Annotated in this window: 17 protein-coding genes, 1 tRNA gene and 1 pseudogene; 10 read left to right on the forward strand and 9 right to left on the reverse strand. The window is 58.3% G+C overall.

The annotated features are described in order from the left end of the window. Positions 1-408 precede the first annotated feature (408 nt). From AC1DIG_RS03310 to AC1DIG_RS03330, 5 genes are all read left to right on the forward strand, one after another. Positions 409-1,758, forward strand: coding sequence for an MFS transporter (locus tag AC1DIG_RS03310; RefSeq protein ID WP_477766132.1), 1,350 nt, complete (start codon positions 409-411; stop codon positions 1,756-1,758). A gap of 98 nt (positions 1,759-1,856) precedes the next feature. After that, entirely contained in the window at positions 1,857-2,549 is a 693-nt protein-coding gene (locus AC1DIG_RS03315; protein WP_477766133.1) for a fumarylacetoacetate hydrolase family protein, read from the forward strand. Positions 2,550-2,592: 43 nt separating this feature from the next. Next, positions 2,593-3,351: an SDR family oxidoreductase gene (locus AC1DIG_RS03320; protein WP_477766134.1), complete on the forward strand. Its 759-nt coding sequence runs from the start codon at positions 2,593-2,595 to the stop codon at positions 3,349-3,351. 33 nt (positions 3,352-3,384) lie between these two features. Continuing rightward, the gene (locus AC1DIG_RS03325; protein WP_477766135.1) at positions 3,385-4,341 is read left to right on the forward strand and encodes a 2-hydroxyacid dehydrogenase; all 957 of its coding nucleotides are present in this window, start codon (positions 3,385-3,387) and stop codon (positions 4,339-4,341) included. Between the two features lie 235 nt (positions 4,342-4,576). Further along, positions 4,577-5,710: a lactonase family protein gene (locus AC1DIG_RS03330; RefSeq protein WP_477766136.1), complete on the forward strand. Its 1,134-nt coding sequence runs from the start codon at positions 4,577-4,579 to the stop codon at positions 5,708-5,710. Between the two features lie 341 nt (positions 5,711-6,051). On the opposite strand, the gene AC1DIG_RS03335 is transcribed toward AC1DIG_RS03330, so the two are convergent. Further along, a complete protein-coding gene (locus AC1DIG_RS03335) occupies positions 6,052-6,960 on the reverse strand; it encodes an AraC family transcriptional regulator (protein ID WP_019690925.1) in 909 nt (302 codons plus the stop codon). 164 nt (positions 6,961-7,124) lie between these two features. On the opposite strand from AC1DIG_RS03335, the pseudogene AC1DIG_RS03340 reads away from it, so the two are divergent. The 3 genes and pseudogenes from AC1DIG_RS03340 (at position 7,125) to AC1DIG_RS03350 (ending at position 10,537) form a co-directional block, all read left to right on the forward strand. Beyond that, a pseudogene (locus AC1DIG_RS03340) lies at positions 7,125-8,194 on the forward strand (NAD(P)-dependent alcohol dehydrogenase). Positions 8,195-8,281: 87 nt separating this feature from the next. Beyond that, positions 8,282-9,241: an alpha/beta hydrolase gene (locus AC1DIG_RS03345; protein ID WP_477766137.1), complete on the forward strand. Its 960-nt coding sequence runs from the start codon at positions 8,282-8,284 to the stop codon at positions 9,239-9,241. 87 nt (positions 9,242-9,328) lie between these two features. Further along, entirely contained in the window at positions 9,329-10,537 is a 1,209-nt protein-coding gene (locus tag AC1DIG_RS03350) for an MFS transporter (RefSeq protein ID WP_477766138.1), read from the forward strand. 73 nt (positions 10,538-10,610) lie between these two features. On the opposite strand, the gene AC1DIG_RS03355 is transcribed toward AC1DIG_RS03350, so the two are convergent. Continuing rightward, positions 10,611-11,354: an SDR family NAD(P)-dependent oxidoreductase gene (locus AC1DIG_RS03355; protein WP_477766139.1), complete on the reverse strand. Its 744-nt coding sequence runs from the start codon at positions 11,352-11,354 to the stop codon at positions 10,611-10,613. An 11-nt stretch (positions 11,355-11,365) separates the two neighbouring features. Next, positions 11,366-11,776 carry a DoxX family protein gene (locus tag AC1DIG_RS03360; RefSeq protein WP_477766140.1) on the reverse strand — a complete coding sequence of 137 codons (411 nt, stop codon included), beginning with the start codon at positions 11,774-11,776 and terminating at the stop codon, positions 11,366-11,368. A gap of 57 nt (positions 11,777-11,833) precedes the next feature. Here AC1DIG_RS03360 and AC1DIG_RS03365 point away from each other — a divergent pair, with 57 nt between their 5' ends. Beyond that, positions 11,834-12,253 (forward strand): winged helix-turn-helix transcriptional regulator, encoded by a 420-nt coding sequence (locus AC1DIG_RS03365; RefSeq protein ID WP_477766141.1) that lies wholly within the window; start codon positions 11,834-11,836, stop codon positions 12,251-12,253. A gap of 158 nt (positions 12,254-12,411) precedes the next feature. Here the strand turns inward: AC1DIG_RS03365 and AC1DIG_RS03370 are convergent, their stop codons facing one another. The 3 genes from AC1DIG_RS03370 to AC1DIG_RS03380 all read right to left on the reverse strand — a co-directional run bounded on the left by AC1DIG_RS03370 (position 12,412) and on the right by AC1DIG_RS03380 (position 17,414). Beyond that, positions 12,412-15,498, reverse strand: coding sequence for an efflux RND transporter permease subunit (locus tag AC1DIG_RS03370; RefSeq protein ID WP_477766142.1), 3,087 nt, complete (start codon positions 15,496-15,498; stop codon positions 12,412-12,414). After that, entirely contained in the window at positions 15,495-16,616 is a 1,122-nt protein-coding gene (locus AC1DIG_RS03375; protein ID WP_477766143.1) for an efflux RND transporter periplasmic adaptor subunit, read from the reverse strand. Before AC1DIG_RS03375 ends, AC1DIG_RS03370 begins: the two co-directional genes overlap by 4 nt. 177 nt (positions 16,617-16,793) lie before the next feature. Beyond that, entirely contained in the window at positions 16,794-17,414 is a 621-nt protein-coding gene (locus AC1DIG_RS03380; RefSeq protein ID WP_477766144.1) for a TetR/AcrR family transcriptional regulator, read from the reverse strand. Between the two features lie 87 nt (positions 17,415-17,501). Between AC1DIG_RS03380 and AC1DIG_RS03385 the strand changes: the two genes are divergently transcribed. Continuing rightward, the gene (locus AC1DIG_RS03385; protein ID WP_477766145.1) at positions 17,502-18,971 is read left to right on the forward strand and encodes an efflux transporter outer membrane subunit; all 1,470 of its coding nucleotides are present in this window, start codon (positions 17,502-17,504) and stop codon (positions 18,969-18,971) included. Positions 18,972-19,725: 754 nt separating this feature from the next. Here AC1DIG_RS03385 and AC1DIG_RS03390 read toward each other — a convergent pair. The 3 genes from AC1DIG_RS03390 to uvrC all read right to left on the reverse strand — a co-directional run bounded on the left by AC1DIG_RS03390 (position 19,726) and on the right by uvrC (position 22,282). After that, positions 19,726-19,801: transfer RNA gene (locus AC1DIG_RS03390), tRNA-Gly, on the reverse strand. Between the two features lie 63 nt (positions 19,802-19,864). Then, positions 19,865-20,425 (reverse strand): CDP-diacylglycerol--glycerol-3-phosphate 3-phosphatidyltransferase, encoded by a 561-nt coding sequence (pgsA, locus tag AC1DIG_RS03395; RefSeq protein WP_123583870.1) that lies wholly within the window; start codon positions 20,423-20,425, stop codon positions 19,865-19,867. A gap of 33 nt (positions 20,426-20,458) precedes the next feature. Further along, positions 20,459-22,282 (reverse strand): excinuclease ABC subunit UvrC, encoded by a 1,824-nt coding sequence (uvrC, locus tag AC1DIG_RS03400; protein ID WP_477766146.1) that lies wholly within the window; start codon positions 22,280-22,282, stop codon positions 20,459-20,461. Position 22,283 lies beyond the last annotated feature (1 nt).

A 22,283-nucleotide genomic window follows, 5' to 3' on the forward strand; every position in this document is an offset into this window, starting at 1 on the left:
GCACACAAAAATATTTAATCTTTTAAAAACATCAACTTATGAAGCGAATAAAGCATAACGAAGGAAATGAGCCGATTTGATTTCTCTTGGACACCTGCATTAATCGCCTTTTACAGGAGAAAAAACGATCTAACGCCTCCGTTGATTTTGAGAGGTTGTACGACCACTGTAACAACCAATGCAGCCCGACCCTTCCAAAAACAATCAAAAGGTGCGCTCGTGATGAACCTGCTTTTTTCCCTCGCCAACCCTCCCCCTACCGAGCCAGTCCGAAGGCGTATTTGAGCGCCTGACAGCGGCTGTCCGCGCCTCTCATTCAAGTAGCGATTGCTCTGCCCCGACACTGGGGGCATCGGCTTCGGCTGCGCGCGAACATCTCGATTCTTCTAACAATAAAAAGGTCTACCCATGTCGAATTCGCAAACCTCCCCGTCCACCGCGCCGTCGGTGAGCGCCGGCGCCAGGGACGCCCTGTTGCCTCAGCGACTGCCGACGCGTCGGCGCTGGTTCATGCTGTCGTTGCTGCTGATTGCGACCATCATCAACTACATCGACCGCGTAAACATCTCGATTGCCGCACCGTTCATGGCCAAGGATCTGGGCCTGGACAAGATCGAAATGGGCCTGATTTTTTCCGCGTTTGCCTGGACCTACGCACTCGCCTTGGTCCCCGCCGGGTTCATCGCCGATCGCTTCGGTTCCCGGTTCACTTACGGGGTGTCGCTGATCAGTTGGTCGACAGTTACCGTGTGCCAAGGCTTTGCCACAGGATTCGCTTCGCTGTTCGGGCTGCGCCTGGCTGTCGGCGCCATGGAAGCTCCAGCGTTTCCGGCCAACAGCCGAGCGGTCACGGTGTGGTTCCCGGCCCGCGAACGAGGCCTTGCCAGCAGCATTTACGTGTGCGGCCAGTATCTGGGCACGGCACTGTTTACCGGCGTGCTGTTATGGCTGGCCACGACCTATGACTGGCGCCATGTTTTCTACAGCACCGGGATACTCGGCATTGTGTTCGGTGTGATCTGGCTCTACGTGTACCGCGATCCGCTGAGCTGCAAGAACGTCAGCCAGGAAGAACTGAAGTACATCGAAGCCGGCGGTGGACTGGTCAAGAGCAGTCAGGAGCGCACCCGGTTCAACTGGCGGCAGATCGCCGAGCTGTTCAGCTATCGGCAGATCTGGGCGATTTGCATCGGCAAGTTCGCCAGCACCTCGGCGTTGTACTTCTTCCTGACCTGGTTCCCGACGTACCTGATCGAAGAACGCAAGCTGACCATGATCAAGGCCGGGATCTTCGCCGTGCTGCCCTTCGTGGGCGCAACGGTTGGCATTCTGCTGGCCGGCATCGTCTCTGACTTGCTGATACGCCGTGGTTACTCAATGTCCTTCGCTCGCAAGTTGCCCTTGGTGGTCGGATCGATGCTGGGGATGTCGATTGTGCTGGTGAATTTCACCGACTCGAACGTGATCTGCATTGCCGTGCTCACCATTGCCTTCTTCGCCCAGGGAATCGCTTCGTCGTCGTGGGCGGCCGTATCGGAAGTCGCGCCCAAGGAACTGATCGGCCTGACCGGCGGGGTCACCAGCCTGGCCGCCAACATCGGCGGGATCGTCACCCCGATCGTGATTGGCGGCATCGTCCACGCGACAGGCTCGTTTGCCTACGCCTTCTGGTTCATTGGGGGGGTGGCGTTGATGGGGACCTTGTCCTATTCGTTGCTGCTCGGTCGCTTGTATCGCATCGAACTCAAGGCGCGCTGAGCCAAGACACCGTTTTTCTCCAACACGAGGCGGCTTTCGTCCAACTTTGCAAAAGATTGCCGCCGTACGCTGACGCTTCTAACAGGACGACTACAAAAATGACGATGACCGAGTACGTGTTTACCCCGGATCTGCCCGTGACCTTGCCGGTTGCTGGCAGCCAGCAGCGCTTTCCCGTCGGCCGGGTATTTTGCGTCGGCCGCAACTACCCTTGGCCAGATGCCCAAGGCCAGTCCCGCCAGCCACCAGTGTTCTTCATGAAACCGGCGAGCAACGTGGTGGATGCGGCGGGTGAAGTGACTTTCCCGCCGTTGACCGAAGAGTTTGTTCACGAAATCGAATTGGTCGTGGCCATCGGTGAGGGCGGCGCCAATATTCCGGAGAGTCAGGCGCAGGCCTATGTCTGGGGCTATGCCGTCGGTCTTGATCTGACCCGTCGTGATGTCCAGCGTGCGGCCAAAAGCAATGGTTTGCCGTGGGAAGGTGCCAAGGTATTCGACGGCGCCGCGCCGATGACGGCCATCGTGCCGGTGACTCGCGCGGGACACCCGGACGGCGAGTTGTGGCTGAACGTCAACGGCGAAGAGCGCCAACGCGACAGCCTCGACAGCCAGATCTGGTCGGTCAGTGAAATCATCAGCCGCATCTCGCAATCGGTAGCGCTCCGGGCCGGTGACTTGATCATGACCGGCAGCCCGGCGGGCGTCGATGTACTGCAACCGGGCGACATCATCAATGCCGGGATCGACGGCATCGGCCAACTGGAAATGCGCGTCGGTCAGCGACCTTGAACCCGACATACGCGCTCGTGAATTGAAAAAAGGAGATAACAACATGTCCAGTCCTTTGAAAGTGGCCCTGGTCACCGGCGCCGGCAGCGGAATCGGCCGCGCCGTGGCGCTGGCTCTGATGGCAGACGGATTTACCCTGGTATTAGCCGGACGTCGGCCTGAGCCGTTGCAGGCCTTGGTCGAATTGGCGCTCAGCGAAGGACACGAAGCCTTGGCAGTGCCCACTGATGTGCGCGACCCGGCCAGTGTCGATGCGCTGTTTGCCACCATCACCGAGGTATACGGACGCCTCGACGTGGTGTTCAACAACGCCGGGGTCAACGCCCCTGCCGTGCCGCTTGATGAGCTGACGTTCGAGCAGTGGCGAAACGTGATCGACACCAACCTCAACGGCGTTTTCCTCTGCGCCCGTGGTGCCTTCGCACTGATGCGCCGGCAACAGCCACAGGGCGGACGCATCATCAATAACGGCTCGATCTCGGCGCATACCCCACGACCGTTCAGCAGCGCCTACACCGCCAGTAAACACGCGGTGCTGGGACTGACCAAATCCCTGGCCCTGGACGGGCGCGAATTCAACATCGCCTGCAGCCAGATCGACATCGGCAACGCCTTGACCGAAATGTCGGTGCGCATGACCAAAGGCGTGCGCCAGGCCAACGGCAGCATCGCCGTGGAGCCGATGGTGGACGTCAAGCATGTGGCCGATGCCGTGCGCTACATCGCCGGCCTGCCGCTGGAGGCGAACGTCCTGAACATGACCGTCATGGCCAGTGCCATGCCGTTTGCCGGTCGCGGTTAAACCGGCCTTTTTATTCCGTTACGCGAGGTTTACATGAAGCCAGAAGTCTTGCAGCTCAGCCCGATCCTGATCCCTGAAATCAACGCCCTGCTCGATGAGTTGTTTACCGTCAGACGTTACTTCCAGCAAGCCGACAAGCAGGCTTATTTGCAGGCACACGGCGCGAACATTCGCGGGGTGATTACAGGCGGGCATACTGGTATCAGTCAGGCGCTGATGGCGCAATTACCCAAACTGGAAGTGGTGGCGGTCAATGGCGTGGGTACCGATGCGGTGGATCTGGCTTACGCCCGGGATCGCGGGATCCGCGTGACCGCAACCATCGGAGCGCTGACCGAAGACGTCGCCGACCTGGCCATCGGCTTGTTGATTGCCGTGTGCCGGGGCCTGTGCACCAGTGATCGTTATGTGCGTTCGGGACAATGGCCCCATAGCCCGACACCGTTGGCCCCGTTGCCGTTGGCGCGTCAGGTGTCGGGCATGCGCATCGGCATCGTCGGCATGGGCCGGGTCGGCCGTGCAGTGGCGACTCGAGCCGCGGCGTTCGGCTGCCCGATCAGCTACACCGATCTGCAGCCGATGAGCGATGTGAACCACACTTTCTTCGCCGATCTGAAGCAGTTGGCCAGCAACAGTGATGCGCTGATTCTCGCGGCCGCTGCCGACAAGGCTGAAGCCATCATCAATGCCGAGGTGCTGCAGGCGCTGGGCAAGGACGGGTATCTGATCAACGTGGCGCGCGGCAAGCTGGTCAACGAGGTTGATCTGGTGGCGGCGCTTGCCGCTGGTGAGATCGCGGGTGCGGCGCTGGATGTGTTTGTCGATGAACCGAACGTCCCCGAGGCACTGTTTGGTAACGAGAACGTGGTTCTGCAGCCCCATCGCGCGAGTGCGACGCTGCAGACCCGCACGCGAATGGGAGAGATGGTGGTGGCGAGCCTGGTGGACAGTTTCGCCGGGAGAATACCGCACGGTTCCGTGACTGACTGAACGTTGGCCACCGAGGAGACGTTGCGTCCCCTCGGCGGCTCGGTGTCAGGTAAACAGATCGACGCCCAACTGGCGAAAAAGGGATTCAGCTGCGCATAGCCGAACCGGGCCAGGTCTCGTAAACACTGCGCCTGAGCCATGAAGTTACTTTCCAACCTGAGAAAAGCCATGATTGATGTTGTCCAAGAACAGTCATAGGATGACTGACCACAATCATAAAAATAAGGGACCACCTGTGAGAAACCCCTTCCTCTTGGCCGCTGCCGTTGTCTACGGTCTCAGCCTGCAAGCCAATGCCGCCACCTTTGCCTATATCTCGAGCCCGGGAGATGGAATGATTTCCCAGTATCGCCTTGACCAGAACAACGGCGCGCTGAGTCTGATTGAACAGGTCAACGCCGGTGATCAGGTCAACCCCATGGCCATCACCCCTGACGGCAAAGTGCTGTTTGCCGCCTTGCGGGTCAAGCCGTTTCAGGTGCTGGGCTACCGCATAGATCCCAAGAGCGGACATCTGACGCCGCTGTCCAAAGCGCCACTGGCAGAAAGCATGGCTTACCTGTCTACCGATAGAAAAGGACACTATCTGCTCGGTGCATCCTACGGTGCCGATACCGTCAGCGTTCAGGCCATCGACAAGGCCTATCAGCCTTCTGCCAGCATCCTGAGCTACAAAACAGGTCCGCATGCGCATTCGGTTCGAACCGACCCAAGCAACCGTTTTGCCTACGCGGGCAATCTTGGCGCGGACCAGGTCCTGCAATATCGCCTTGATGCCAAAACCGGCGCGCTCACCCCCATCGACAGCGGCTACATCAGTGTCCCGGACAATACCGGGCCTCGGCACCTGGCCTTTTCCCCGAACGGCAAATACCTGTATGTGGTCGGTGAAATGAGCGGCACGGTCACAGCGTTTTCAATCAATGACAGCACCGGTGCCTTGAGTCAGATTGCCGTTGCCAATGGCATTCCCGAGCGTTTGAAGCTGGCTCGCGGCGAAGTGCGTGATGCCCGTAACAACGACCTGAAGGATGACCCCACACCACGTATCTGGGCGGCGGACCTGCGGATCTCACCCGACGGCAAGCTACTGTTGATGACCGAGCGCACCAGCAGTTCGGTATCGGCGTTCGCGGTTGACCCTTCAACAGGCGGCTTGAGCTTTCTTGAGAACTATCCGGTGGAAGAGAAGCAGCCACGCAATATCGCTTTTTCACCCAACGGGCACTGGTTGCTGGTAACGGGTGAGAAAAGCGAAAAAGTCGGCACTTACGCGGTCAGCAACAACGGCGCCTTGAAACGTGTCGGTGAAGCGGCGTCGGGAAAAGGTGCGTTATGGGTTGAGGTACTGCAAACGTCGGCGGAGTAATCTTCGGGCGAAAAAAGGCGCGACGCATGGAGGTCGGGAGGTGGCTCATTCCGACCTCCATGGTTTGGCGGTCATCCATAAAACGTAGCGCAAGGTGTTTGCCTTGAATCGCCGTGGGTTTCTCCGGGCACGTTCTTGCAAACGCTGGTTTGGTAGCTCTCCGTCGGAGATCCGTTTGGGGGCAAAAAAACCGTTAGGTGTAGCCCATCGCATCCGGCTATTTTTTACATAAAAGCCTGATTGTTAATGGTTTTTTCCGTTTTATAAATAGCTCCCTCACATCTTGGGCGGAGTATTCGCTCGTGGACCAACCACCATTTTTGAATGACCTCACCATGTCGCTAGCCTGCCCCTCGCAACACTGCGATATCTCGTTTAGGCGCGACTCCAAACAGTCGGCTGTATTCGCGGCTGAACTGCGAAGGGCTCTCATAACCGACTTTGAACGCCGCACTCGATACATCCTGATGCTCATTGAGCATCAAGCGCCTCGCCTCGTTTAGCCGTAGCCATTTTTGGTACTGCAACGGGCTCATCGCGGTGAGCTGGCGGAAATGGTGGTGAAAGGTCGGCGTGCTCATCTGTACCCGGGCGGCAAGTTCGTCGACACGAAGGGCCGAGGTGTAATTCAACTTCAGCCAATCGATGGCTTTGGCGATTCGATAGCCCTGGCCATCGACAGAAGTGATTTGTCGCAACCTGCCCGCCTGATCACTTTTCAAGAGACGGTAGTGAATTTCACGCTGGATCAAAGGGGCGAGAACAGGAATAGCTTCCGGCTCATCGAGCAGCGCCAACAAGCGCTCGAACGGCGCAAGCATGGCTGCGGTCACTGAACCGATGCCTACCCCTTTCGCGATGGAGCGTTCACGGGTGGGCGGTAGGTCACTCTGCGCTATCAGCTCTGCCAGCATGCGCAAATCGAGCTTGAACGTCAGCCCCAGGCACGGTTGTTCCGGGCTCGCCGCGAGCACCTCCGAGTTGGCCGGCAAATCCAGTGAGGTGACCAGAAAACGTGAGGTGTCATACGGATAACCCTCACCGCCTACCCACAGCTGTTTCTCGCCTTGGGCGACAAGAATGATGCTCGGTTCGACCATGCAAACAACGGGCGGCGACGGGTGTTCGCGCCTAAAGAAGCCGAGGCCCGCAATCGAGGTTCCGTAGTCACCGGGTTTCAAAACCTGCGAACCAATGACCTGGGCGAGCGCCTCCTGGGGCGATGTGGCGGTTTCGTGTTGGGTCATCATGTTCCTCTCGTACCTCTTCGCTGAACTCTAACTCGCCCGCACGCAACCGTCCTGCAATAGAACGCAGACTCATAGAATCAGGCAAGTAATCCAGCGGATTGCACTACAGAGCCTCTGGGTAGAGCGGGAGAATGTTCATCCGACATACCCTCGAGGACTCTCCCATGCTTGTACAAGCCTATGGTGCTCATGCGGGCGACAACCCCCTTGAGCCTTTGCAGATCAGTCGCCGTTCCCCCGCCGCCCATGACGTTCAGATCGATATCGCCTTCTGCGGTATCTGCCATTCGGACTTGCATCAGGTGCGTGCCGAATGGGCAGGCACTCAGTTTCCTTGCGTACCGGGGCACGAAATTGTCGGCCGTGTATCGGCGGTGGGTGCGCATGTTTCGGATTTCACTGTTGGAGACCTGGTCGGTGTTGGTTGCATCGTCGACAGCTGCAAACACTGTGACGATTGTGAAACCGGTCTGGAAAACTACTGCGATGGCATGATCGGCACCTACAACTTCCCGACCCCGGACGAGCCCGGCTGGACGCTCGGCGGCTACTCGCAAAACATCGTGGTGCATGAACGTTATGTTCTGCGTATCCGCCATCCCGAAGCACAACTGGCCGCCGTCGCACCGCTGCTGTGTGCGGGCATCACCACCTATTCTCCATTACGTCACTGGAACGCCGGGCCGGGCAAGAAAATCGGCGTGGTCGGCATCGGTGGCCTGGGCCACATGGGCATCAAGCTGGCCCACGCGATGGGCGCCCACGTCGTGGCGTTCACCACCTCTGAATCCAAGCGCGAGGCGGCGAAGCAACTGGGCGCCGACGAGGTTGTCGTGTCGCGCAATGCTGAAGAGATGGCCGCGCACGCCCGGAGCTTTGATTTCATTCTGAACACCGTCGCGGCCCCCCACGATCTCGAGCCTTCCTCGTTCTACTCAAGCGCGATGGTGCGCTGACCCTGGTCGGTGCGCCCGCCTCGCCGCATCCATCGCCCAATGTGTTCAACCTGATCATGAAACGACGAACGATTGCCGGCTCGATGATCGGCGGCATCCCTGAAACGCAGGAGATGCTGGATTTCTGCGCCGAGCACGGCATCGTCGCCGACATCGAACTGGTTCGAGCCGATCAGATCAACGATGCCTACGAACGGATGCTCAAGGGTGACGTCAAGTATCGCTTCGTGATCGACAACGCCACATTGGCTGGCCAAGCGGAAGACTCCAGCAAATAACGACTCAACCGAAAGGACGATCCAGTGAAAGGTATTTTTCTCGCCTTCGGGCTACTTGTTACCTCTTTTTCTTCAATGGGAGCCGAGATGTCAAACGGCGCAGACAACTTCTACAAAAGCGACAAGGTGACGGTGGACAAGATCACCTTCAACAATCAATACGGAATGAAAGTCGCGGGCAACTTGTTCACCCCGAAAGACCTCGACCCGAAAACGAAAAACGCCGCCATCATCGTTGGCCACCCCATGGGCGCGGTAAAGGAGCAAAGCGCAAACCTCTACGCCACAAAAATGGCCGAGCAGGGATTTGTCACACTGTCGCTGGACTTGTCCTTCTGGGGCGAAAGTGAGGGCACACCTCGCCAAGCGGTCTCGCCTGATATCTACGCCGAAAACTTCAGTGCCGCCGTAGACTTTCTCGGCACTCGACCGATAGTTGATCATGAGCGTATCGGCGTCATCGGCATCTGTGGCAGCGGCAGTTTCGCCATCAGTGCGGCCAAGATTGATCCACGTCTCAAGGCCATCGCCACCGTCAGCATGTACGACATGGGCGCGGCCAATCGTAACGGCCTCAAGCACGGCGTAACGGCTGAACAACGCCAGCAGATCATTCGTGAAGCGGTGCAACAGCGCGATGTAGAGTTCCAAGGTGGGCAGACCCGCTATACCAGCGGCTCACCACTGAAGCTAACTGGCAACGCCGTGGGTGACGAGTTCTACGATTTCTATCGCACACCGCGTGGTGAGGTCACCCCTGCCGGCGCGTCGGCGCAAACAACCACCATGCCGACACTGACCAGCAACGTGAAATTCATGAACTTCTATCCGTTCAACGACATCGAGACGATCTCCCCTCGCCCACTGCTGTTCATTGCTGGCGCCCAGGCACACTCACTCGAGTTCAGTGAGGATGCGTACAAACGCGCGGCAGAACCTAAAGAATTGCTCATCATTCCGGATGCCGGCCATGTGGATCTTTACGATCGGGTCAACCTCATTCCATTCACCAAGTTGACCTCGTTCTTCAAAAGCAACCTGAAGTAGCGGCACGGTGCCCTGGCCGGGCACCCGTTCTCACGCGCGGCCCTGTTCCCGGGGCCGCGACGCTTCGCGCATTACAGGATTCAATCAATGATCCAACATACGCTCTCAGCCCCGCGAAATCCTGAACAATCATGGGGCGCCGTGTTCGCCATGTCGCTTGCCGCCTTCGTTCTGGTGGCATCGGAGTTCATGCCCGTGAGCCTGCTGACACCGATTGCGGCCGATCTGCATATCACCGAAGGGCAAGCGGGCCAGGGCATTTCAGTCTCTGGGCTGTTTGCGCTGTTCGCCAGCCTCCTGACCGCTTCGGTGGCGGCGCGGGTCGACCGCAAACCTCTGCTGTTGTCACTGACTGTGCTGATGATCATTTCGGGAACAGTGGTCGCGTTCGCGCCGAACTACTGGGTGTTCATGGCCGGCCGCACGCTGATCGGGGTAGCAATAGGCGGCTTCTGGTCGCTGTCGGCGGCGACCGCCATGCGCCTGGTGCCTGAAGACCAGATCACTCGCGCCATGGCAATCGTCAACGGCGGCAACGCTCTGGCAACAGTGATTGCAGCGCCGTTGGGCAGTTTCCTTGGCGCGTTGATCGGCTGGCGCGGTGCATTTTTGTGCGTCATCCCGGTCGCGGTAATCGCCTCTGTCTGGCTTCTGTTTAGCCTTCCGGCGATGAAGTCGCAAAGTGGTTCAGGCACTGGGAATGTCTTCAGGCTGATGAAAAGCCTACCGGTCGCGTTAGGCATGGTGGCGGTCAGTGTCTTTTTCATGGGTCAGTTCATGCTGTTTACCTACCTGCGCCCGTTCCTTGAAACGATCACGCACGTCAGTGTTTCCATGCTGTCGCTGATGTTGCTCGTCCTGGGTCTGGCGGGCCTCGCGGGAACCTTCCTGATTGAAGCCTTCTTGAAAAATGGCCTGCATCGCACCCTCATCGTCATACCGATTTTGATGGCAATGATCGCACTGGCGCTCGTTTCATTCGGCAGCTCGGCGGCGGCCACCACTGTCTTGTTGGGTCTCTGGGGGCTAGTTGCAACGGCGGCCCCGGTGGGATGGTGGACATGGCTGACCAGAACATTGCCAGAGGCTGCTGAAGCGGGAGGCGGCTTAATGGTGGCGATCATCCAACTGGCCATTGCCTCGGGTGCAACCGTTGGCGGGCTGGTGTTTGACTCGAGCGGCTATCGAGCGACCTTCGAGTTGAGCGCCGCGTTGCTGGGCGTGGCGGCTGCTCTTGCCCTCCTGGCTGCACGCGCAGCCACGCGGGAGCCGGTTGCATCGGTGAACATCGCATGAAAAAACCACAAGACACGCCAAGGCGTTTCTTGTGGTTCCGGTGGAGCAATCGTTCACAGGCTGGACGGTAAAATCAGCGTGCGCTGTCGATGATTTGGCCTCCGTCAGGTGTCAGGCTATACCCCGTCAAAAATTGCCCATCCTTGCTGGCGAGGAATAACACAACCGGCGCAATGTCCTCTTCGGGTGATCCATAACGGCCAAGTACGTTAGTGGGTGCAGGCACATCGGCCGCAGTACCCCAAGTGTCTGCGACCGGCATGACATTATTCACCGTTATGTTGTCAGCACCCCATTCCCTCGCCGCTGAACGAGTCAAGGCTCGTACCGCTTCCTTCGCCATGTTGTAGGGGGCGTAGCCCTGCATTCCGAGGACACCGGCCAGTGACGCAAAGTTGATAACTCTTCCCTCACCACTAGCTTTGAGGTGGGGGTAGCACGCTTGCATAGTGCGCAGATAGGCGATCGGCCCCATCTCGAAATTACGTTGCAACTGCTCAGCCGACAGCTCGACCACGGATGAAAAAACCACGGAGGGGTCGAAAGCATTGTTCACCAGAATATCGATCCGGCCATAGGCAGCCACCACTTTATCAACGGTGGCAGTAACTTGATCAGGATCAGCGATATCACAGACGATTCCGAGAGCGATGCCGCCCGCGACCTGGATATCGGCAACCACCTGGTCGACATTTTCTGCCGTGCGTGAAACGACCGCCACCTTCGCGCCTTGCACCGCAAAAAGCTTGGCGGTGGCTCGGCCGATGCCACGGCCGGCGCCGGTGACAATGGCCACTTTTCCACTGAGTCGAGTCATATAAATCTCCTTTATTCAAGAGGCGTTTGGATGACCGCCGTCGGCGGTGCGTAAGGCGACGGAAGATCGCGAACAGCGTTTTGTGTCATGAAGGAGGCCGCCAGGAGGATCAGTGCTACGACTGCCGGGAGAGAACCCTTGGGCTTGCGAACACCCAGGTGTGCCAGGGCGGAGAGCAGCAGGTGATAAAACATGCCTGCATAGGCAAGATCACTGAGCGCCACGTTAAAGCGCCACAGAATCGCAGCAGGACCCAGTACCTTGACCATGATCATGAAGGGCACCAGGTGGGAGGCTGAATAACCCAACTCCGCCTGTGCATTTCGAACATAGTCTGCTTTGGCGATGTACAGGGAGGCAGAAGCGAAATAGAGCAGCGACAGTAGCGCCGTGCTGATCCAATAAATGTAGTTTTCGATCATGAGGTTTTCCTAAGCAGGCGATTTTTGCGTCGACTCAGGTCAAAGATGTCGCCTAACATGAAAACCCACAAGCAGGATGAAAAAGTGGTGCTTAGTATGGAAAACCAGACTAATAATGACGCTCAGATCAACATGCACGAGGAAATGCGCCGCGCATTTGCGCTGCTCTCAGGCAAGTGGAAACTGGAAATCATGTGGTTGTTGAACCAGCGAATCTATCGTTTCGGAGAACTGCGCAAGGCGATTAGCGGCATCACGCAACACATGCTGACGGCGCAACTCCGAGAGCTTGAAAACGATGGCCTGATCTCGCGAACAGTCTTCGCGGAAGTACCACCGCGCGTCGAATATGAGATGACAGCCAAGGCGCGTGCACTCGGACCGACGATGGAGGCACTCGCCACCTGGTGGAGCGAGTACGGGAAAAGCGTCCCCGTGAAACCAAATCCACGAGGCCGAAAAGCCCCGCAAAGGTGATGGGGTGGCTTAAACCTGAGCGATTCATTGCAGCCGAGGTGATGTGCCGGGATGCTCTCTTCGTCATGGCCCCGTTTATCAGGGCCATGATTTCGTATTGTCTTCGGCCAGCCTTGAGAGGGCGTAACGCTCGCCCAAGCGAACGTTTGCCCGCTCAATCAGACAGGACGTACATGCGTCGAGAATTCCTGTGAGGCTTCAGACTTGATCTTGAACCAGAGGGCGTACATCGCTGGCAGGAACACCAAGGTCAGCACGGTGCCGGCAAACGTACCGCCAATCAGTGTGTAGGCCAACGTTCCCCAGAACACCGAATGGGTCAGCGGAATGAACGCCAACATCGCCGCCAACGCCGTGAGAATCACGGGCCTCGCGCGCTGCACAGTGGCTTCGACCACTGCGTTGTAAGGCGACAGGCCGGCTTGCTCATTGGAGTGAATCTGGCCGATGAGGATCAGCGTGTTGCGCATCAGAATCCCTGACAATGCAATCAGTCCCACCAAGGCGTTGATCCCGAACGGCTGCTGGAACAGCAGCAGAATTGGCACCACACCAATCAGGCCCAAAGGCGCGGTGGCGAACACCATCATCATTGCCGACATCGAGCGCACCTGAATGATGATGGTCAGCAACATCAGCGCAATCATGATCGGGAACAACGGCAGCAATGCCTTGTTCGCTTTACCCGACTCCTCGATCGAGCCGGCAAACTCAATGCGGTAGCCCGCCGGCAGTTTTTCGATGATGGGCTGCAACTGCGTTATCAAGGCGTTGGAGACATCGGGAGGCTGAAGACCTTCAGCCACGTCACCGCGCACGGTAATGGTCGGCGTCCGATCACGACGCCGCAGAATGGGCTCCTCCATGCGCACATCCACCGCCCCTACCTGGGACAGCGACACGCGCTGGCCTTGGGCGCCGGTCAGCGTGAAGGCGGCAATTTTCGATGGATCCAGACGCGTCTCCCCAGCGGAGCGAGCGACCACCTGAACCGAACGAATGTCCTCACGCACCTCGGTGACAGGCACCCCCGTGAGCAGAAATTGCAGCTGTTGCGCGACATCGGTCGAGGTCAAGCCGAATGCTTGCAGGCGATCCTGATCCAGCGTGAGATGAAGTGCCGGCGCGCGCTCGCCCAAGTCGGTGTTGACGGTCCTCATCATGGGGCTGGCGGTCATGACCTCACGCACCTGCGCGGCGATATCCCGCAACACTGCGGGGTCGGCGCCCATCACCCGAAAGGCCACCGGATACGGTGAGTAAGGACCAAATACCAACTGCGTCACCCGCACCCGGGCTTCAGGCGCCAAACCATCGGCTGCGGCTTGCCTGAGGCGGAGCTTGAGCGCCTCGCGCTCTTGCTGACTCGCGGTCAGGACGACGATTTTTGCGAAGGATGGATCGGGTAGCTCAGGGGCCATCGCCAAGTAGAAGCGCGGCGCGCCCTGGCCAATGTAAGCGGTGACGATCTTGGCTTCCGGCTGCTGAGCCAACCACGCCTCGACCTTGGCCGCCGCCACATCAGTCTGTTCGATAGAGGTGCCGTAAGGCATCTGCACCTCAACCAGCACCTCAGGTCGGTCGGACGTTGGAAAGAACTGCTTCTTGACCACGCCCATGCCCAGAATCGCAACAACAAACAAGCCCACGACGGATGTCGCTACCAGGCCTTTGCGGCGGATCACACTGCCCAGCAGGCGCCTGAAACGCTGGTAGTTCGGTGCACCGTAAATCGCCGTATGCCCGCCTTCAGGCACCTTGATCTGCGGCAGCAGTTTGACGCCCAGGTAAGGGGTAAACACCACGGCCACTACCCAGGAAGTAATCAGCGCAATGCCAACGATCCAGAACATGTTCGCGGTGTACTCACCAGCGGTCGACTTGGCAAATCCGTTGGGCATAAAGCCGATCGCCGTCACCAACGTCCCCGACAACATCGGCGCGGCCGTGTGGCTCCAGGCATAAGCGGAGGCCTTGATTCGGTCGTAGCCCTCCTCCATCTTCACCACCATCATTTCAATGGCAATGATTGCATCGTCCACCAGCAGTCCCAGCGCCAGAATCAAAGAGCCCAGGGTAATTCGATCGAAGTCTTTGCCCGTGGCCGCCATGACAATGAACACGGCCGCCAGGGTCAGCGGCACCGCCGCGGCAACCACAACGCCGACACGCCAGCCCATGCTGAGAAAACACACCAGCAGCACCACGCCCAAGGCAGCAAAAAACTTCACCATGAACTCGTTGACGGAGGCGCCAATATTCACCGCCTGATCCGTGACCTTGGTCAGGCTCATGCCCAAAGGCATCTGCTCGTTGATCGCTGTTGCCTCGGCCTCCAGCGACTTCCCCAGATCCAGGCCGTTCCAGCCATCGCGCATGACCACGCCGAGCAACAATGCGGGCTCGCCATTGTTGCGTACCAGGAATGTCGCGGGGTCCTCATAACCGCGCTTGACCTCAGCCACATCGGACAACTTGAGGGTTCTGCCCTGCACCGTCAGTGGGGTATTACGAATCTTCTGCAGGTCATCAAACGCGCCATCCAGGCGGATGAAAACCTGTGGGCCCTTCGCTTCAACTGAGCCGGCCGGCGTTATCATGTTCTGCGTGTTCAACGCACTGAAGATGTCTCGTGCGGAAATGCCCAGTGTCGCCAGACGCTCGTAGGACAGCTCGACAAAAATGCGCTCGGCCTGTTCACCGATGATGTTGACCTTCTTCACACCCGCCACATGCAGCAAACGCTGGCGCAAACTCTCGGCTTCGCGCACCACCAAACGCTGCGGCTCGCCCTTGGCCTTGAGCGCATAGAGCGCGAAGGTGACATCGGAATACTCATCATTGACCATCGGGCCGATCACCCCAGACGACAACCCCTTCTGCTCATCCAGGACTTTCTTGCGCGCCTGGTAAAACTCCTCCTGGACGGCTGAGGGTGGCGTGCTATCGAGCAGATAAACCGTGGTGAATGCCAAGCCGGGCCGGGTAAAGGTTTCGGTCCTATCGTACCAACGCAGTTCCTGCATGCGTTTTTCCAGCTTTTCTACCACCTGGTCTTGCATCTCCTGGGCCGTCGCCCCAGGCCAGGCAGTGACCACCGTCATTTGTTTAATGGTGAATGCGGGGTCTTCCGCGCGCCCCAGCTTGAAGAAGGCGTACAAGCCACCCACAGAAATCAGCAGGATCAAAAACAGGGTGATTGAGCGCTCGCGGACTGCCAGCGCCGAAAGATTGAAGCCACTCATCGACTCACCTCAACCACCGTTTTTTGCGCGGCATCGACACGTTCAGTCCTGACTTTCTCTCCCTCGCTCAGCAAGTGAGCACCCAATGCGACAACACGATCACCCACCTGCAGATCACCCGTCACGCGCACGCTGGCCTCATTATTCAGGCTGCGAACCTTGATCGGGCGCCATGCCACCTGCTCAGGTTCCCCGCCCACCACCCAGACCCCCGGGCCTTTACCGGCGTCGTAGAGGGCCCCGATGGGCACCTGTAATTCCTTGGCATCGACACCCTGCGCCTCAGCGATCACCACGGAGATCGTCGAACCCAGCGTGGCGTTGGAGAGCGCCCCCTCCAGCACATAACGCGCTTCAAACGTTCGGGTCTGTCGGTCCGCAGAGTCGGACAGCTGACGTAAACGGGCGCTGCCTGCACGCTGGTTCTGCCCGTAGAGCTCAACCGTCGCCACCGAGCCCAGCGCAGGACGTAGCGTCTCGGGTAACTGGATCACGGCCTCACGCTGCCCTGAATGGGCAACGCGTACCACCACCTGCCCTGCGCCAACCACCTGCCCCGGCTCCGCCAAGGTATCCACTACCACCCCGTCAGCATCCGCCAGCAACATCGAATAACCGGTCGCGTTTTTCGCCACATCAGCCTGGGCCTGGGCAGCGTTTAGCTGAGCTTTCGCCGAGTCGGCCGCCGCTTTGATCCCTGCGTAAGCTGAGGCAGATACCGCACCGACGGCCACCAAATCACGGTAGCGAAACTCATCATCGGAGGCCTGCCGGGCTCGGGCCATAGCGGCCAGCACCGCTTCCTGCTGCGCCCTCGCGGTCAGCGTCAGGTCGTTGGCATCGATGCGCATGAGTGGCTGCCCACGTTTGACACTCTGCCCAGTGTCCACCAAGCGCTCCAAGACTTTCCCTGGCACCCGAAAACCGAGATCGCTCTGAACTCGAGCCGCGACGATACCGGTGAATAGCCGTGCTGCAGGCGCGGAGGGTTGAACCACGCCGATGCGCACCAAGGGCACTTGAAGGCGAGGATCGGCAGGCGTGGCCTCGTTGCAGGCCGCTAGGGCAAACGGCAACAAGACAATGAAAATGAGTGACATGCGGTGGCGCTGGATCATAAAGACCTCTCGGTAGCGGATGTATCATGCTTATTCAAGTGACCATTTCTGTCAATAGTCACTACCAAGACGAATGAACATCGCCCACTTGATCCGAGCAAAGCAGAGAGGCTTGATATCTGGTTTTTTCAGGCGCACACGCTGATACGGATGCACAGCGCATCCGTCAGCAGAGGTTTAAGGCATCAGGCTGCGCAGAACAAGATTGGAGATGAGAGAAGGGGCTTCTTCAACAAAATCGAGGTTGTGCTGCAATAGCAGAGGATTGATGAAGGGCCGCAGAGCGAGATGAATCGCCTCTACCGTCTCGTCCAGCGGTGTCTTGCGTTCAAACTCGCCGAGCTCTCGCCCCTCACGCACGATTTGCAACACGAAGCTCTTGAGCTGAGCGTCATAGACTTGTGAGCTGGGCCAGCGCTCCGACGCGGCGAACGCCGCGATGTCGTAGAGTTTACGGTCGTTAAAGAACAGGCTCACACCTGTAGCGATTAAGGTTTTGACCAGGCGCCGAAAACGTTCAGTCGGCGAGATGCCGTCTACATTGATGGCCTGCTCCACTGCCACAACGATTTCAGTCAGGCAATTTGTACAGATTGCTTCACCAATCGCCTGCTTGGATTCAAAGAATTTGTAGATGTAAGCCTTGGAAAAGCCGATGGCCTTGGCTAGGTCAGAAACCGTTGTTTTGCCATAACCGTACTGACTGAAATGCTCGTTGGCCGCCGCAACAATCTGGTCTCGAATGTCGTGATCGGCTGGGCCACGGGCGCTGGGCGAAGAAACTGATGGCTGATTCATGCGAGCAGCTTACTCATCCCAAAGGTGGTTGACAACTTGTGACCAAATTGTAATATCGTCACAAACCGCCCCTTTCGCAGGTACCGCATGCACCCTCCTCCTCGTTTCGCCGTCTTACTGTGTTTGGGTATGGTTGCAGGTTGCGCAGTGGGCCCCGACTACTCAAAACCCAGTGTGGAATTGCCCGAGCATTTCTCGGCGCAAACGTCCAAGGTACGACAAGTGGGCGCCGCAAATGCCGATCTCGCCGCTTGGTGGAATGCATTTGATGACCCGGTACTCAGTCAGCTGATAAATCGGGCACTTGAACAGAACCTCGATTTAGCCCAGGCAAGCGCAAGGATCGAGCAGGCTCGCGCCGGTTTGGGCGCAGCTAACGCAGCCTTCCTGCCGTCGGCTACCGTCAACGGTCAAGCGGCCCGAGCCCGTCAGTCATTGGAGACTCCGTTGGGCCAAGTGCTGAATTCAGACCCTTCCTATAATCGCTACGGCAGTGCCTATGAGGCGAATTTGAATGCCAGCTGGGAGCTGGATGTGTTTGGCGGGCTGCGCCGAGGTAAAGAAGCCGCCTTCGCCGATTATCAGGCCTCGCAAGCCGGAGCGATTGCCACACGCCTGGCAGTGGTCGCGCAGACAGCCGATCTTTACATCAGCATCCGTGGCCTTCAAGCACGCCTGGAAATTGCCCGGCATCAAGTAGACACGCGACAACAACTGCTCACCACCATCGAACACCTCTATGCAAAAGGACTGGCAGCTGAACTGCAGTTGAACCAGACCCAAGGCGCGCTGAATCAAGCGCAGGCTAACGTTCCGGTACTGCAAGCCGGCCTTGACGCGTCAATGAATGCGCTGGATGTCATGTTGGGCAAGGCGCCGGGCACTTATAGCGCGCAGTTGACTAAGCCGGCGCCCATCCCTGATGTGCCAGGCCTCTCGGACATGGGCGCTCCGGCCGACCTGCTGCGTCGGCGTCCAGACTTGATCGTCGCTGAGCGCCGGCTTGCGGCATCCAACGCACGCATCGGCGAAGCCATGTCCGAGTACTACCCCAAACTGTCTGTGGGAGCGCTGCTCGGCAGTGCTACCTCGGTATCCAGCGCAAACCTGTTCAGCAACGGCGCCAGTCAGGCTTCGGCGGCACTGGGATTACGCTGGAGGCTGTTCGATTTTGGCCGCATCAATACCCAGATTGATTTGGCAAAGGGCCAGGAAGCCGAAGCCTTGGCCGCTTACCGCCAGGCCGTTCTGCGGGCCTGCGAAGATGTGGAAAACGCTGTTTCGGCACGGATCAACCGCGAGCAACAATCGACCCAGCTCGCCCAAGGCGAGTCGGCGTATGCGAAAGCCAGAGCGGCGTCGTTTTCCGCCTATGAAAAAGGCGTGGTCAGCTTGATCGAAGTGCTGGATGCTGATGAACATCTCCTAGCGGCATCTGATGGCAGAGCCCAGGCACAAACTGAATCGGCTCGCGCTGCAGTGGCCACGTTCAAAGCATTGGGCGGCGGTTGGCAGCGAGACGACGCAGGGGCGCATGTTGCCTCAAAGGCACTATAAGACCCGCTTTGCATCGTGCACGCGACGCAGTTCGGCCCAGTCGATAAGCGAGGTCATCGTAGGGGTCAGCGCTGACACAACTCTTGTGAGGGCGCATTCCACACGCGGATCAACTAGCCCGACGTCCCAGGGGCTAGAACCCCTTTTAGGCATTTGCACATGCAGATCAGGCACCAGCACGCGCTGTTTGGCGCGGCGGATGAACCCGTGCAACCCAGATCGTCAGATGCGACGTGATCGAGGTCGGCCGACTCCTTCATGACGCCATGGAAGTGCAACTGCACCTGCCCAACGACTGATCACCGACCTGCCCCAACAGCTTAACGGGCCATGAACAGCGAAGGTAAGGCGCCCCCCCTCTACATCTCAACCTGAGCGCCCTCGCTGTCAGCCGACTCGGCGGCCAATTGAAGCGGGAGGTTCTGGGTCCGACCGGACTATCGAGTCCCACGACCAGAAACACGATGTTCAACTTTGCGTACCACTTTCAATGTTGAACAACCGGTTCTTAGGCGTTTTCCGAGGCCAGGCGCCTAGCATTACGCTCCAACTGCCGATGGACACGCGGGGTGAGAGCCATCGTACACGCCACGAGAAAACCGATCTGCCGAGCACCGGATTGATGTACTGGAAAATGTGCTCATTGGGGCTGGATCTGAGTGTTTTCAGGGGGGCGCGCACGGCAAAAGCCAAAGAAAGATTTTTCTTTGGACGAAAAAATGGACCTCTTTTCAGAGATCCATTTTTTAATGCTTGGAGCGGGAAACGAGACTCGAACTCGCGACCCCGACCTTGGCAAGGTCGTGCTCTACCAACTGAGCTATTCCCGCGTCTTGGTGTGGCGCATTTTATAGAATTTAGAAGTCTCGTCAACCCCTTGATTCAAAAAAGTTTTATTTTTTTTCTACATCGGTTTTCAGATGCGGCCAGGCAGCGCGCAGATACTGCACCATCGACCACAACGTCAGGCCTGCGGAGACCATCAGCAAGGTATAACCCACCAGAACCCAAAAGCTGAAGTCCGACGGATTGGCCAGCAGGATCACCAGCGCCAGCATCTGCGCAGCGGTTTTCCATTTGCCCAGGTTCGAGACAGCAACATGCGCACGCGCGCCCAGTTCAGCCATCCACTCTCGGAGCGCGGAAACCACGATTTCACGACCGATGATGACCGCTGCCGGCAATGTCAGCCACACGTTACCGTGCTCCTGCACCAGCAACACCAGCGCCACTGCGACCATCAGCTTGTCGGCGACCGGATCGAGAAATGCCCCGAACGGTGTGCTTTGTTCCAGGCGGCGGGCCAAATAGCCGTCCAGCCAGTCCGTAGCCGCAGCAAACGCGAAGACCGAGGCGGACGCCAGGTAACTCCATTGGTACGGCAGGTAAAACAGCAAAATGAAGATCGGGATAAGCAGAACGCGTAGAACGGTGATCAGATTAGGGATATTCATCGGCACAACTGGCTACGAGGTGAGTTGGGCATTCTACTCGCTGTGCAGGTTTGCATAAATCAGCTCAGCGAGCTTTTTACTGATCCCCGGTGCTTTGGCGATCTCTTCGATGCTTGCACGAGACAGCTCCTGCAATCCACCAAAATGTTTCAACAGGTCACGCCGCCGCGTCGGCCCAACCCCGGCCACACCTTCGAGCGTTGAAGTGCGGCGGGTTTTGCCACGTCGCGCGCGGTGACCGGTAATGGCAAAACGGTGGGCTTCATCGCGGATCTGCTGGATCAAGTGCAGCGCCGGAGAATCCCCACGCAAGGTGAACTCATGGGCGGCGTCATTGAGATACAGCGTTTCAAACCCGGCCTTGCGCGTCGCCCCCTTGGCCACGCCCAGAAGAATCAGGTCAGGCACGGCCAACTCGTTGAGCACATCACGCGCCATGGACAACTGCCCCTTGCCGCCGTCCACCAGCAGGATGTCCGGCAACTTGCCTTCGCCGTCCTTCAGCTTGCTGAAGCGTCGAGTCAGCGCCTGATGCATCGCCGCGTAGTCATCGCCCGGCGTGACACCTTCAATATTGTAGCGGCGGTAGTCGGACTTCAGCGGTCCTTCCGGGCCAAACACCACGCAAGACGCCACCGTCGCTTCGCCGCTCGAGTGACTGATGTCATAGCATTCCAGCCGTTGCGGCGGCTCATCCAGATCAAGCACTTGCGCCAAGGCTTCAAACCGTGCGGCAACATGCTGACGATTGGCCAGACGCGCCCCGAGCGCCTGCTCGGCATTGGTCACGGCCAGTTGCTGCCAGCGTGCTCGCGTACCGCGTACCCGATGGCTGATGGTCAACTCGCGACCGCGTAGCTCTTCAATGGCCGCGATCAGGGTCGGAAAGTCTTCGTGGACCACATTGACGATCAACTCGCTCGGCAAGTCGCGTTCGGGACTGCTGATGAAGTACTGGCCAAGAAACGCCGCCATTACCTCGGCAACATCCTCCTCAATACCCACCTGCGGGAAAAAGTTCTTGCTGCCCAGCACCCGTCCGCCGCGCACACTGATCAAATGAACACAGGCACCACCCGGGTTGATGAATGCCGCGATGACATCGACATCCCCCGTTCCGCCTTCCATGCTCTGTTGATCCTGCACCCGGCGCAGCAGGGAAATCTGATCCCGCAGCTCGGCCGCCCGCTCGAAATCGAGGGTGCTCGCCGCCTGCTCCATGCCTGCAGACAGCTCGTCTGTCAGCGCATTGCTGCGACCTTCGAGGAACATCACCGAATGACGCACATCCTCGGCGTACACTTGCGGTTCGACCAGGCCGACACAAGGTGCCTTGCACCGTTTGATCTGGTACTGCAAGCACGGTCGCGTACGGTTCTTGTAGTAGCTGTCTTCGCACTGACGAACAAAAAAGGTCTTTTGCAGCAGGCTCAGGCTTTCACGAATCGCACCGGCACTCGGGTAAGGACCGAAGTACTTGCCCTTCAGCTTTTTCGCACCGCGATGGATGCTCAGGCGTGGAAAATCGCCATCCGAAAGAAACACGTACGGATAGGACTTGTCGTCTCGCAGGAGGATATTGTAAGGCGGCCGCCATTCCTTGATCAGCGTCTGCTCAAGCAGCAGCGCTTCGGTTTCGTTGGCGGTGATGGTAGTTTCAATTTGGGCAATCCGGCCAACCAATGCAGCCGTTTTGGGTGCCAGGCCGGTCTTGCGGAAATAACTCGCCAGACGTTTCTTCAGGTTCTTGGCTTTGCCCACGTACAGCAGGCGCGCATCGCTGTCGAACATGCGATACACACCGGGGCGCCCACTGACGGTCGAAAGAAAGGCGCTTGGATCAAACGTGTCGGTCATT

The organism is Pseudomonas sp. 05N431, from assembly GCF_056397005.1.

Excerpts from the sequence above, each read along its gene's own strand:
- AC1DIG_RS03350 (WP_477766138.1), top strand. The coding sequence starts at position 9,329 with ATGATCCAACATACGCTCTCAGCCCCGCGAAATCCTGAACAATCATGG.
- AC1DIG_RS03325 (WP_477766135.1), top strand. The coding sequence starts at position 3,385 with ATGAAGCCAGAAGTCTTGCAGCTCAGCCCGATCCTGATCCCTGAAATC.
- AC1DIG_RS03380 (WP_477766144.1), bottom strand. The coding sequence starts at position 17,414 with ATGAATCAGCCATCAGTTTCTTCGCCCAGCGCCCGTGGCCCAGCCGAT.
- uvrC (WP_477766146.1), bottom strand. The coding sequence starts at position 22,282 with ATGACCGACACGTTTGATCCAAGCGCCTTTCTTTCGACCGTCAGTGGG.
- AC1DIG_RS03365 (WP_477766141.1), top strand. The coding sequence starts at position 11,834 with ATGAAAACCCACAAGCAGGATGAAAAAGTGGTGCTTAGTATGGAAAAC.
- AC1DIG_RS03385 (WP_477766145.1), top strand. The coding sequence starts at position 17,502 with ATGCACCCTCCTCCTCGTTTCGCCGTCTTACTGTGTTTGGGTATGGTT.
- AC1DIG_RS03310 (WP_477766132.1), top strand. The coding sequence starts at position 409 with ATGTCGAATTCGCAAACCTCCCCGTCCACCGCGCCGTCGGTGAGCGCC.
- pgsA (WP_123583870.1), bottom strand. The coding sequence starts at position 20,425 with ATGAATATCCCTAATCTGATCACCGTTCTACGCGTTCTGCTTATCCCG.
- AC1DIG_RS03320 (WP_477766134.1), top strand. The coding sequence starts at position 2,593 with ATGTCCAGTCCTTTGAAAGTGGCCCTGGTCACCGGCGCCGGCAGCGGA.
- AC1DIG_RS03355 (WP_477766139.1), bottom strand. The coding sequence starts at position 11,354 with ATGACTCGACTCAGTGGAAAAGTGGCCATTGTCACCGGCGCCGGCCGT.
- AC1DIG_RS03345 (WP_477766137.1), top strand. The coding sequence starts at position 8,282 with ATGTCAAACGGCGCAGACAACTTCTACAAAAGCGACAAGGTGACGGTG.
- AC1DIG_RS03335 (WP_019690925.1), bottom strand. The coding sequence starts at position 6,960 with ATGATGACCCAACACGAAACCGCCACATCGCCCCAGGAGGCGCTCGCC.
- AC1DIG_RS03370 (WP_477766142.1), bottom strand. The coding sequence starts at position 15,498 with ATGAGTGGCTTCAATCTTTCGGCGCTGGCAGTCCGCGAGCGCTCAATC.
- AC1DIG_RS03375 (WP_477766143.1), bottom strand. The coding sequence starts at position 16,616 with ATGATCCAGCGCCACCGCATGTCACTCATTTTCATTGTCTTGTTGCCG.
- AC1DIG_RS03315 (WP_477766133.1), top strand. The coding sequence starts at position 1,857 with ATGACGATGACCGAGTACGTGTTTACCCCGGATCTGCCCGTGACCTTG.
- AC1DIG_RS03360 (WP_477766140.1), bottom strand. The coding sequence starts at position 11,776 with ATGATCGAAAACTACATTTATTGGATCAGCACGGCGCTACTGTCGCTG.